This window comes from Myceligenerans halotolerans (assembly GCF_054782975.1).
Genome location: NZ_BAAGRL010000006.1, coordinates 44169 through 56897, shown reverse-complemented (window position 1 = coordinate 56897; position 12729 = coordinate 44169). Strand labels below are relative to the sequence as shown.

Here is a 12729-nt window from a genome sequence, read left to right as displayed (position 1 = left end):
CTCCCCGCCCGATCTCAGACATTCCAGGTGGAGACGGTGTATCTGACTCCGTCGACATACATCGCGACCTGGGTGCCGTTGTAGCTCCTGCCCATGTAGCACGGCAGTTGCTTCGTTCCGCTGGCACCGCTGATGTCGTACTTGTTGCTGGAAGGGACGGCGGCCCAGGTCGTCGGGTGCGGCGGGTGGATGTCGTGCCACGCACGCGGCCCGCCGTTGTTCGATGTGTCGCCCGCCCAGCAGGCCACCTTGTGACTGCCCTCGAGGTTCTGCCAGTGGACGGCCCAGTACTTGCACACCTCGCTGCAGTCGGGACCGTTGCTGGACGCGGTGACCCAGACCTTGAGGTCCGCGATGTCGGCCTTCTTCGTGGCGTACGCGCCGCACCCGGCCGCATTGCAGGCACGCGCCTTGACGGTCCAGCTCTTGCCGTAGCCGCCGGTCACACTGATGTCGAACGGCCAGGACGTCTTCGTGCCACTGTCGTTGCGCGAGCCCGAGATCGACCACTCGATCTTCTGCACCGCGCGCCCGCCGTTCGAACTCGGCCCGCGCACCGTGAAGTAGCCACCGGTCGACGCCGACTTGGTCCACGAGATGCGCGGTGTGCCGGGCGTCGTGTACGGCGTGACCGCGTTGGACGGCTCTGACCAGGCCGAGCAGACGTACTCGTTGCACGCCCGGACCTGGAACGTGTAGGAGGTGCCGTTGTTCAGGCCCTTGTACGTGTACGAGGTCGTGTTCCCGACGGAGACTGCCCCCGAGCCGTTGCGCCGCACCTGGTAGTACTTCCCGGTGCCGCGCGCGTCGCCGACGTCGGTCCACCTCACGTTCGCCTGGCCGCTGGTGTTGCTCCCCAGCGAGGCCTCCGGCCGGGCCGGCCGCGGCGGCGTCCCGTACGGTGTCACCGCGCCGGACTGCGGGCTGGTCTCGCCCTTCCCCGCCTTGTTCTCGGCCGTCACCCGGAAGGTGTAGTCCTTCTTCGTGTCCAGCCCCTCGACCGTCTGGCTGGTTCCGGAGACCTCGATGGTGCGTACCGTCGAACCGGACTCCAGGACGTCCAGGTGGTACCGCTTGATCGCGTCACCGTTGTTCGCCGGAGCCGTCCACTTCACGTTGACCTGGCCGCCGAGCACGGTGTTGACGCGCGTCGCGGTCGGGGCGGCGGGACGGGCCGGCGGCCCTGCCGGGACCTCCGGCGCCGACGGATCCGACCACTCGGACGGGTCGGGAGCGTCGTTCCTCGCCTGCACCCGCACGGTGTACGACGTGCCGTTCCGCAACCCTTCCCACACCGTGCTGGTGCCAGGGAGGCACGACTTGTGGATCGGCCCGCTCGGCGGCGCCGGCGAGATCTCGAGGTTCACGCACTGGATCGGCGAGCGGTCCGAGTACTTCTCGTTCGTCCATGTCACCGTGAGCGACTCGTCACCGAACTCGAGCTTCGGCGGCGCCGGCTGATCCGGCTTCTGATCGGGACGCGCCTGCTGCGACGGCGGTGACGCCTGCGACAGGCCCACCTCGTTCTCCGCCTGCACCGTGAACGTGTAGGTCACGTCGTTGGTCAGGCCACCCACCGTGCAGGTCGTCGTCGGACAGGCCCGTTCGTCCCCCTCGGACGAGGTCACGGTGTAGCCCGTGATGGGGGCGCCGTTGTTGTTCGGCTCGTCCCAGGTCAGAACCACGGTCTCGGACCGCACCTCCTCGACGCGCGGCGCCCGGGGCGCCTCGGGCTTGCCGAGCACCGTGAGCTTGATGATGCCGTCCACCTGTCGGTCCGGATCGTCGGTGGCGTCCTGCACCGTGTACCGCACCCGCATGAGGCCCTGGAAGTTCTCGTCGGGCGTCACGACGACCTGGTCCCCGCTGTAGTCCACGGCCCCGTCGCCGGCCTCGATCCGCGGCACGCCGACAAGGTCGAGCGGGGTGTCCGGGAACGGGTTGGTGTCGTTCACGAGGACGGCCACGCTGGTCGCCACGCCCTGGTGGGCGTCGTCCACACGGTCCTCACCGGTCGCGGGAAGCGGCCGGGTCGACGCCACGACGGCGACGGTGAGTTCTCCCCGGACCGGATCGGTCTTCCCGTCGGTCACGCTGATGTCGATCGTGGAGGATGACCCCTTCGCGACCGAGGCATCGGCCCGCGCGGTCACCGTGCTGCCCTCGACCGACAACGCGAGCCCGTCGCCCCCGCTCTTGACGTCGAACGTCAGCGGGTCGTTCTCCGGGTCGTCGACGTAGGCCGCGAGGTCGACGGCGCCCTCGTCACCGGCGGGCACCTCGAGCTTCGGTGCGCCGCGGAACTCCGGCGGCTGGTTGTTCGTGGCCTTCACCTCGAGGGGAAGGGTCAGGGTCGCCTTGCGGCCGTCCGGATCGTCCGGGCCGTCGCCGTCGGTCACCTCGAAGCTGACCGACGCCGGCCCGGTGTAGTCCTCCTTGGCCGTGTACGTGATCCCCGTGAGATCGATGACCTCGACGGCTCCTTCGACACCACTGACCGTGGACTCCTCGGTGATGCGCGGCTCGCGGCCGTCCTCGACCACGACGTACTCCGCGATGTCGAGTTCCTCCGGCTCGCCGCTGTAGACAACGATCGGGTCGAGTCCGGGCTTGAGGTGAGGCGTCAGCTCGTCTCCGGGGACGCGGACGAACGCGCTGGAGGTCAGCCCGTCCATGTCGGTGACCGTGTAGGTGATGATCTGCAGGTCCGGCTGCACGTCGATGGAGAGCTTCCCGTCCTCGGACAGCGTCAGCCCGTCGGCCGGGGAGTCCAGCGTCACCACGAGGTCGGCGGCCACGCCGTCCGGGTCGACGTCGTTGGCCAGGAGATCCACGGTGACGGACTCGTTGCCCACCACGTCGGGGCGGGACAGCACGTCGTCGTGCGCGACGGGCGGCTCCAGGGGCGCGTCGTCGTCGACCTGGACCGTGATGGCGCCCTGGGCCCGCGCCTTGTAGGTGTCCTGGATCCCGTAGAAGAAGGGGTGTTCACCGTTCTGCTCCGGCGCGGTGACGACGACCTCGTCGTCCACGACGCGCGGGTCGAGGTCCTCGGCGCTCCCGAAGAGTGACTCGACCAGCCCGATCTGGTCACCGTCCGGGTCGGAGTCGTTCGCCAGCGCGTCGATCGCCACGGTACGGCCCGGGCGGACCAGCGTCGTGTCGTCCTCGGCGACGGGGCTCTGGTTCGTCATCGGGAGCGGGGCGATCCCCACCCGGACGTGGCCGACGCCCACCGCGCCCCTGCTGTCCGTCACCTGGTAGGTGAACGTGTCGGTCCCGATGGCGTCGGGGGACGCCTGGTAGTCGATGAACCCGTCGACGATCCGCGCCTGGCCCTTGGCCGGGGCACCGGAGATGTCCGACAGCATGACGTAGTCGCCATCCGGGTCCGTGCCGTCGAGCGGCACGTCCACGCGCACGGTCCCGCCCGAGAGCACGCGTGCCGTGACCTCTGGCAGTTGCGGAGCCGTGTTCTCCTCGTCACCGTTGATGTTGATCGTGATCTGCGCCGAGTCGCGCTGGCCGTTCGGGTCTGTCACCTCGTAGACCGCGTGCGCCACTCCCGCCTCGTCGCCCGCTTTGAAACGCACGACCTCCTCGGAGACGAACGCCTCGCCCTTCGCCGCGTCGGGCTCCTCGACCAGCTCCGACTCGAGCTCGACCGACAGCCCGTCGGGATGCGAGTCGTTCTTCAGGACCGGGATCGTCACGGTGTCGCCCACGTGGACGTCCACCTCGTCGGCGCCGGCCTCCGGGGGCCGGAGACGGGACGACGTCGGGATGGGCACCACCTGGACCTGGCCCTCCGCCGTAGAGCTCCCGTTCGACGCCGTATAGCCCAGCGTGACAGTGGCGCCGAGCCGCTGCCTCTCCGTGATCCGCAGGACGCTGTGGTCCAGCACTGCGACCGTCAGCCCGGAATCCTCGGGCACGTCGATCGACTGGACCACGAGCACGCCTCCTGACGGGTCGCTGTCGTTGGCGAGCACGTCCACGAGGCCCTCACCGCCCTGGGGCAGCAGCACGCGGTCGGAGACGACGACGGGCTTGCCCGCCTCGTCGGGCGGTTCGAGCACGTCCACCCGGACCAGCCCCACCGACGAGCTCGAATCGTCGGAGACCTGGTAGGTGACGTCGTACGACCCCGCCTTCTCACTGAAGAACGCGAAGTTCCCGGCGGTGTACCCAGGGGTGATCTCGACGCCCTCCGGCCCCGCCACGTTGACCAGCCGGAGCTTGTCACCGTTCGGGTCGGAGTCGTTGCGCAGGGGCCACGCCGTGACCGGCTCGCCCACCAGCGTCGTGACATGATCCTGCACCGGGATCGGGGGTTCGTCCTCCGCCACGACGTCGACGAGGACGCGGCCCTGGGCGGCTCCGCCCTCGCCGTCGGCCACCTGAACCTCCACGATCTTGCGGCCGGTGGCCCCGCCACCGTCAAGGAACTCGAGCGACCCGTCGGGCCGCGCGCGCACCTCGTCGGTCGGATCGGTGGTGGTGGCGTTCGACAGGAACAGGTCGTCGCCCTCGGGATCCTTGAAGTAGGGCAGGACGCTGACACTCTCGGTCCCCGCCTGCGCGACCTTGAGCACCGGCTCGCCGGTCTGCTCCGGAGGCTCGTTCTCCTCCATCGGGTGGACCGTGAGCTCGACGTTCGCGGTGGCAGTACCACCCTCACGACCGTCATCGACGGTGTACTCGAAACTGACGGTCCCGGTGGCGCCGGCGGGCACATCGGCCTGCAGCGCCTTGCCGTCGAGGACCTCGTGCACCGTGATCTCACGGCCCACCTCCGGATCGCCCTCGAGGGTGACGGTCATGACATCGCCGTCGGGGTCGACGTCGTTACCCAGGACGTTGAGCACCGTCGTCCGGCCGGGCCGCACCCCGATGTCGTCGTCCTTCGGTTCCGGGGGGTTGTTCGGCTGATCACGTGGCGCGACGAACTGATCCACGAGCTCCTGGACGGTCTCCTCCGAGTCCGTCTCCTCACCCTCGTCGCTCTCGTTCACCGTGAGCTCCCAGTCGTCCACCTTGCGGTAGTCCTCGGTAGGGAGCCACAGACCGCCGCCGATCACGTCATTGAGGATGATGCGCCCGCGATTGGTCCGGAACTGCAGGATCGCGTTCGGCGGGAGCCCTTCGAGAGTCTGCCGGCTGTCGTCGTCGACACCCGGGCAGTCGCGTATCACCTCGCCGCTGGACGACCAGGCACCATAGTTACATCCGCCGAGCTGAACAGGCGCGGCAGGCCTGCCCGACGCGGGCTGCTTGAGCGCGTCGCCGCCGTCGAGCGGCTGGTTCACCAGGAATCCCGTACCGGCGATCGCCACCGTCTCGACCTCCGCCGAGGGCTGCTGCAGCATCGCCTCGGCGAGCCCGTCCAGCCTGACCCTCTTGCCGTCGGGCAGGATCACGCTCTCGCCGCTCCGGTCCAGCACGACGGGCCGGTCACCGACGGCGGTGACCTGAATGTCGGCGCCGTCCTCGACGGTGAGCGACTCTTCCGTCACCTCGCCGGGCGCCCCCTGAGCACCCGTCGCGACGGAGGTGAGCGTGCCGCCCGCGGGCGAGGCGACGTACACGGTGCCGACGGTGCCGACGGTCAGCACGCCGCCGCTGCCGACCTGTGCGGTGGGCTCGAGCTCGTCCTCGTCGAACGCCAGCATGCCGTCGAACGGCAGCACCCACAGGCGCCCGTCCGCCGGGTCGTACACCGCGAAGGCCGGGCCCCCGGAGGCCACCTGGGCTCCGGACGGCATCGCGAGCGTTCCGCCGAGCTGGACGTGTGCCGGGTCTACCGGCCCCGCCTCCCCCTGACCGACGTCGTCCAGGAGCACCCTGCCGGCGCTCTGCGAGACGTCGAAGCTGGTGGAGTTCGTCGGCAGGATGCCGTCGATCGCGCCGGCCTCGAAGTTGTACCGGCCGAGCTCACCGTGGCCCGCCCTGGTCACCCAGATCCCGGAGTCGTTCAGCACGACGTCGGCAGTCGCCTCGCCGTCGTACCAGAGCGCGAGACCGAGGAGGGCACCGGAGAAGATGGTCACGACGCTCGCGGATGCGACCGCGCGCTTGTTCTCCACGAGACGTGACACCAAGGACACGAGTCTCCCCCCTCGAATGCTGGATTTGTTGTGGCTGGCGTGGCCGCGGCGGCCGCACGGCCCGCTACCGACCTGTCCGAATGATCTGAATTGATCACCCCAGATTTCCCGGAGTTCACCTTACAAGGAGCACTGACAATCGAACAGGAAACTCGCATGGGGACATGTCCCCATCGGGTTGTCGCGCCCCGCTCCGGCGACCGTCGCGTGTGGACGCCCCCGGTTCACCTCCATGTCGATGCCGCGTACCTCGTCCCATCGATCACGACGGCCACCGAGGTGCCGGGGTATCCGTAGTAGCAGTTCAGCTGGACTCCACCGGAACCACCGAAGTTGAGCGTCTGCCCGGCTCCGCCGGGGCTGGTGCTCCCGTCGACGATGTTGTGCCATCCGCTGGTGTCCGGGTTGGTACCCGACCAGCACTCGACGCGGTGACTACCGCTGGAGAAGTCGCTGTAGTTCACATAGAAGTAGGCGCACGACGCATCGGAACAGTTCGAGTTGTTCACCTTCGAGCCGGACGAGACCGTCGCCGTCGGGTTCGGAGCGGAGTCGGTGGATCCGCTGGCGGTGCGGTACGACCCGCAGCCTGCCGCGTTACAGGCGCGTGCCTTGAGCGTGTAGCTCTTGTCGTATCCCCCGTTCACGTTGACGTCGAACGGGCCCGAGGCCTTCGAGCCGGATCCGGTCTGCGAACCGCTCAGTACCCACTCGATGCGGGTGATCGCACTCCCGCCGTCCGAGCTGGGGTTCGTCACCCTGAACTTGCCGTCGGTGGCACTGAGCTTCTGCCAGGACACTCCTGGGGTACCGGGCACCGTGTACGGCTTCACCTGGTTGGACTCCGCCGACCAGTCCGAGCAAGCTCCCTGGGCGTTGCAGGCCCGCACGCTGAACCTGTAGGTGGTGCCGTTCGTCAGCCCGTTGAAGTCGATCGACGTGTTGGTCGTCTGCTTCGTCGTCGTCGCGGGGTTCGACCGCACCCGGTAGAACCCGCCCGTGCCTCGGAAGTCACCGATGCCGCTCCAGCTCACCCTCGCCTTGCCGCTCGTGTCGCCCGAGATCAGCGAGGCGTTCGGGGCGCCGGGACGGTCCGGCGTCCCGAACGGCTGGACCGCGTTCGACTGCGGGCTCGTCTCGGACGTGCCCGCCTTGTTCTCCGCCGTCACCTGGAACGTGTAGTTCTTGTCGGTGTCCAGGTTCTCCACGGTCTGGCGAGTGCCGGTCACGTCGATGGTCCTGACCTTCGACCCGCCCTGCAGCACGTCGAGGTAGTACATCGAGATCGCGTCACCGTTGTTCGGCGGCGCGGTCCACGTGACCTCGACCTGTCCACCCAGGCTGGTGTTCACGCGCGTCGCGGTCGGCGCCTCGGGCCGCTCCGGCGGGCCGGCCGGCACCTCGGGGGCCGACGGCTCCGACCATTCCGACGGGTCCGGGGCCTCGTTCTCCGCCTGCACCCGCACCGTGTACGCCGTGCCGTTCTCCAACCCCTCCCAGGTGGTGCTGGTGCCGCCCAGGCAGGTCTTCTGCGGAGCTCCGCTCGGCGGCGCGGGCGAGATCTCCAGGTTCACGCACTCGATCGCCGAACGGTCGGTGTAGGTCTTGTTCGTCCAGGTGACGTCGAGCGCCTGGTCATCGAACTCCAGCTCCGGCGGCGCGGGCTGATCCGGCTTCTCGTCCGGACGCGCCTCCTGGGACGGCGGAGACGCCTCGCCCAGGCCTACCTCGTTCTCCGCCTGCACAGTGAAGGTGTAGGTGACGTTGTTCGTCAGGCCCGAGATGGTGCAGGTGGTGGTGGGGCACTGCTGCTCGTCACCCTCCGACGAGCTCACCGTGTAGCTGTCGATGGGAGCGCCGTTGTTGTTCGGCTCGTCCCAGCTGAGCACGACGGTCTCGGAACGCACCTCCTCCACGCGCGGGGCTCGGGGCGCCTCCGGCTTGCCGAGCACCGTCAGGTTCACGACCCCATCGACGTGGCGGTCCGGATCCTGTGTGGCGTCCTGCACCGTGTACTTGACGCGCATCGCGCCGTGGAAGCCTTCGGCGGGCGTCACGACCACCGCGTCACCGCTGTACTCCGCCGTTCCGTCGCCCGTTTCGACCACCGCAGAACCGAAGAGCTCCAGCGGCGTCTCGGGGAACGGGTTGCTGTCGTTGGCCAGTACCTCGACGCGCTCGGCCACACCCTCGTGCGCACCGTCCACGACGTCCTCACCCGCCACGGCCAAGGGCCTGACCGACGCCACGACCTCGACGGTGAGTTCTCCGTGGACGGGGTCGGTCTTGCCATCGGTCACCGTGAACGGAATGGTCTGCGAGACACCCTTCGTGACCGATGCTTCCGCCTGCCCCGTCACCGTGCTGCCCTGCACCGTGGCAGCCACGCCGTCGCCGCCGCCCTGCACCTCGAACGTCAGGTCGTCGCCCTCCGGGTCCTGGACGTACGCCGCCAGGTCGACCTCGCCCTCGTCACCCGCGGGCACCTCGAGCACCGGGCTTCCCTTGATCTCCGGGGGCTGGTTGTCGGTGGACTTGACCTCGATAGGGAGCGTCAGCGTTGCCTTGCGCCCGTCGGGATCCTCCGGGCTTTCGCCGTCGGTCACCTCGAAGCTCACCGAGGCAGGGCCGATGTAGTCCTCCTCCGAGAGGTACGTCAGGCTCGTGAGATCCGTGACGTCGACCGAACCCTCGACCGCGCTCGCGGTCGACTCCTCGGTGATGCGCGGCTTCCGGCCTTCCTCGACCACGACGTGCTCGTTCAGGTCGATCTCCAGCGGCTCCCCGCTGAACGCCTCGAGCGGATCCATGCCCGGCTTGAGGTGCGGCGTCAGCGCGTCGCCCGGCACCCGCACGAACGCGCTCGACTCCAGCCCGTCCATGTCGGTGACCGTGTAGGTGATGATCTGCAGGTCCGGCGCCATCGGGATGGTGATCCTCCCGTCCTCCCCGAGGGTCGCCTCCCCCGCGTCCGCACCCAGGCTCACTTCGAGATCCGAGGCGACACCGTCGGGGTCGATGTCGTTGGCCAGCACGTCCACCGTGACGGACTCCTTGCCCACCACATCCGGGACCGAGAGGACGTCGTCGTTCGCCACCGGAGGCAGGAGCGGCGCGTCCGGGGACACCTTGACCGTGATGGCGGCCTGCGCCCGCGCCTTGTAGGTGTCCTGGATCCCGTAGTAGAAGGGGTGCTCGCCGGCCTCGCCGGGCGCGGTCACGACCACCTGGTCCTCCACGACCGCCGGTTCGAGCTCCCCGGTGCTGCCGAACAGAGACTCCACGAGGCCGATCTCGTCGCCGTCCGGGTCGGTGTCGTTCGCCAGCGCGTCGATCGCCACCGTCCGGTCCGGACGCACGAGCGTCTGGTCGTCCTGCGCGACCGGCTTCTGGTTCTTGGTGGGGAGCGGAGCGATACCCACCCGGACAGACCCGATGCCCACGGCGCCGCGAGTGTCGGTCGCCGTGTAGGTGAACGTGTCCGTTCCCACGGCGTCCGGCGACGCCTCGAAGTCGATGTAGCCGTCCGTGATCCGGGCCTGGCCCAGCATCGGTGCCCCGGAGATGTCCGACAGCATGACGTAGTCACCGTCCGGGTCGATCCCGTCGAGCGGCACGTCGATCCGCACCGTCCCGCCGGACAGGACGCGCGCGGTCACATCCGGCAGCTGCGGCGCGGCGTTGTCCTTACCGTCCCGCACGTTGATCGTGACCTGCGCGGAGCTACGCTGCTGGTTCGGGTCCGAGATCTGGTAGACGGCGTGCGCCACGCCTGGTGTGTCGCCCGCCTTGAAGCGGATCGCGTCCTTGGAGGTGAATGCCTCCCCGAGCTCCGACTCCGGCTTCTCGACCAGCTCGCCGGCGAGCTCGATCGGCAGGCCGTCCGGGTGGGAGTCGTTCTTCAGCACCGGGATGGTCACCGTGTCGCCCACGTACACGTCCACCTCGTCGGCGCCCGCCTCCGGGGGCCGCAGCCGGTCGGTCCGCTGGATCGGCACGACGTGCACCTGCCCGGTCGCCGTCGACTCCCCGTTCGACACGGTGTAGCCGATCGTCGCGGTGGCGTCGAGCCGCCGGTTCTCCGTGATCTTCAGGACCTGGTGGTTCAGCACCGCCACGGTGAGGCCGGATTCCTCGGGGACATCCACCTCCTGGACCACGAGCACGCCGCCGGCCGGGTCGGTGTCGTTGGCGAGCACGTCCACGAGGCCGTCGCCGCCCTTGGGCAGCAGCACCTGGTCGGTCACGACCACCGGCTTGCCGGCGTCGCTGGGCGGCTCGACGACGTCCACCCGGACGAGACCGGTCACGGCCTGGGGGCCGTCGCTGACCGTGTACGGGATGTCGTACGCGCCTGCCTTCTCGCTGACGAACCGGAACGTGCCCGCCGTGTGGTACGGCGTGAGCTCCGCGCCCTTGACGTCACCGATCTTCGTCAGCCGGAGCTTGTCCCCGTTCGGGTCCGAGTCGTTCTCCAGCGGACGCACCGTGACCGGCTCACCCACGAGAGTCGTGACGTGGTCCTGCACCGGGATCGGCGGCTGGTTGTCCGCGACGACGGAGACGTTGACGCGCCCGGCCGTCACGCCGGTCCCGTCGGACACCGTGGCCTCGATGACCTTGGTGCCGGTCGTCCCTCCGCCGTCGAGGAACTCGATCGTCCCGTCGGGACGGAAGCGCACGTCGTCGTCCGGGTCCTGGGTGGTCGCGCTCGACAGGAACAGGTCGTCACCGTCGGGGTCCTTGAAGTAGGGCAGCACCTTGATCTTCGCGGTGCCGCCCTGTCCGACCTTGAGCGTGGGCTCACCCGGCTGCACGGGCAGCTCGTTCTTGTCGTCCGGGCGCACGGTGAGCTTGACGTCCGCCTCGGCGGTGCCGTTCTCGCGGCCGTCGTCGACCAGGTACGTGAAGGTGATCGTGCCGGTCGCGTCCGCGGGCACGTTCGCCTGCAGCGCGGCGCCGTCGAGCACGCGGTCCACGGTGATGCCGGACCCTTCGTCCGGCCCTTCCAGCACGGACACCGTCATGACATCGCCGTCGAGGTCGACGTCGTTGCTCAGCACGTCGAGCACGGTGGTGCGGCCGGCCCGCACGCCCAGGTCGTCCGGCTCCGGCCGCGGCGGCCTGTTCGGCTTGTCGCGGTCGGCGACCGTCTGGTCGACCTGCTCGAAGACGGTCTCCTCGGAGTCCGACTCCTCGCCCTCGTCGTTCTCGTTGTCCTTGAGGTCCCAGTCGTCGACCTTGCGGTACGCCTCGGTGGGCAGCCAGAGGTTGCCGCCGATCACGTCGTTGAGGATGATCCGGCCGCGGTTCGTGCGGTACTGCAGAACGGCGCTCGTCGGGAGGCCCTCGAGCGTCTGCCGGTCGTCGGAGTCCGTTCCCGCGCAGTCACGGATCACGTCGCCGCTCTGGGACCACGCCCCGTAGGTGCACTCGCCGATCTGGACGGGAGCGGCGGGGCTGCCCGACGCGGGCTGCGTGAGTGCGTCGCTGCCGTCGAGCGGCTGGCTGATCAGCGAGCCGGTCGTGGCCACGGCCACCGTGTCGGACTCGCCCGACGGCTGCTGCAGCTGAGCTTCGGCGAACCCCTCGACACGGATTCGCTCTCCGCCCGGAATGATCAGGGTCTCGGCGGTGCGGTCCAGCACCACCGGCCGGTCGCCGACCGCGGACACCTGCAGGTCCGCCTGCTCCTGGACGCTGATGCGCTCGGTCTCGATCTCTCCCGGCACGCCGCGGCTGCTCGTCGGCACGATGACCAGCTCGCCGCCCTCGCGCGCCGAGGCGACGTAGACGGTGCCGTCGGTACCGACGGCCAGGACGCCGCTCCGGCCGATCTCCGTCGTGGGCTCGAGCTCCTCCTCGTCGAACGCTCGCGCCCCGTCGAAGGGGAGCACCCAGAGCCGGCCAGACTCGCCGTCGTACACGGCGGAGGCGGCGCCTCCCGAGGCGACCTGGGCCCCGGCGGGCAGCTTGAGGCTGCCGTCGAACGCGAGATGGGCGGGATCGACCGGGCTGGCCTCGGAGTTGCCCTCGTTGTCCAGAAGGACGCGGCCGCCGTCCTGCGACACGTCGAAGTTCGTCGCGTTCGTCATCATGATGCCGTCGATCGCGCCGGCCTCGAAGTTGTACCGGCCGAGCTCACCGTGACTCGCCCTGGTCACCCAGATCCCGGAGTCGTTCAGCACGACGTCGGCAGTCGCCTCGCCGTCGTACCAGAGCGCGAGACCGAGGAGGGCACCGGAGAAGATGGTGACGACACTGGCTGACGCGACCGCGCGCTTGTTCTCCATGAGGCGTGACACCAAGGACACGAGTCTCCTCCTGTTGCAGAGTGGTGGTGGCCGACGCGGGACGTGGGCTGCCGCTCGCCGCGCCCCACCGACCTGTCCGAATAATCTGGTTGATCCACCCAGATTCCGGGTTCACCTTACAAGGAAGCACTGACAACCGAACAGAAAACGCGCATGGGGAGATCTCCCCGTCCGCAGGATCTGCGCGCTTTCGCGGACCTCGCGGGCAACCGTCAGCCGCCGATTCGGCCCTGGCCAAAACGTGACCCGGAGCGCGACCCGGCAACGTCCTCGTGCGGGCGAGGCCCGGGCGGCCCCGCTTCTGTCCG

The 12729-nt window shown here is 69.2% G+C and carries 2 protein-coding genes; both read right to left on the bottom strand.

The features are described 5' to 3' along the window. Positions 1–14: 14 nt before the first annotated feature. Entirely contained in the window at positions 15–6098 is a 6084-nt protein-coding gene (locus ACYVK5_RS03450) for an Ig-like domain-containing protein (RefSeq protein WP_460702958.1), read from the bottom strand. A gap of 233 nt (positions 6099–6331) precedes the next feature. After that, on the bottom strand, positions 6332–12421 hold the full coding sequence (locus tag ACYVK5_RS03445; protein WP_460701890.1) for an Ig-like domain-containing protein: 6090 nt from the start codon (positions 12419–12421) through the stop codon (positions 6332–6334). Positions 12422–12729 lie beyond the last annotated feature (308 nt).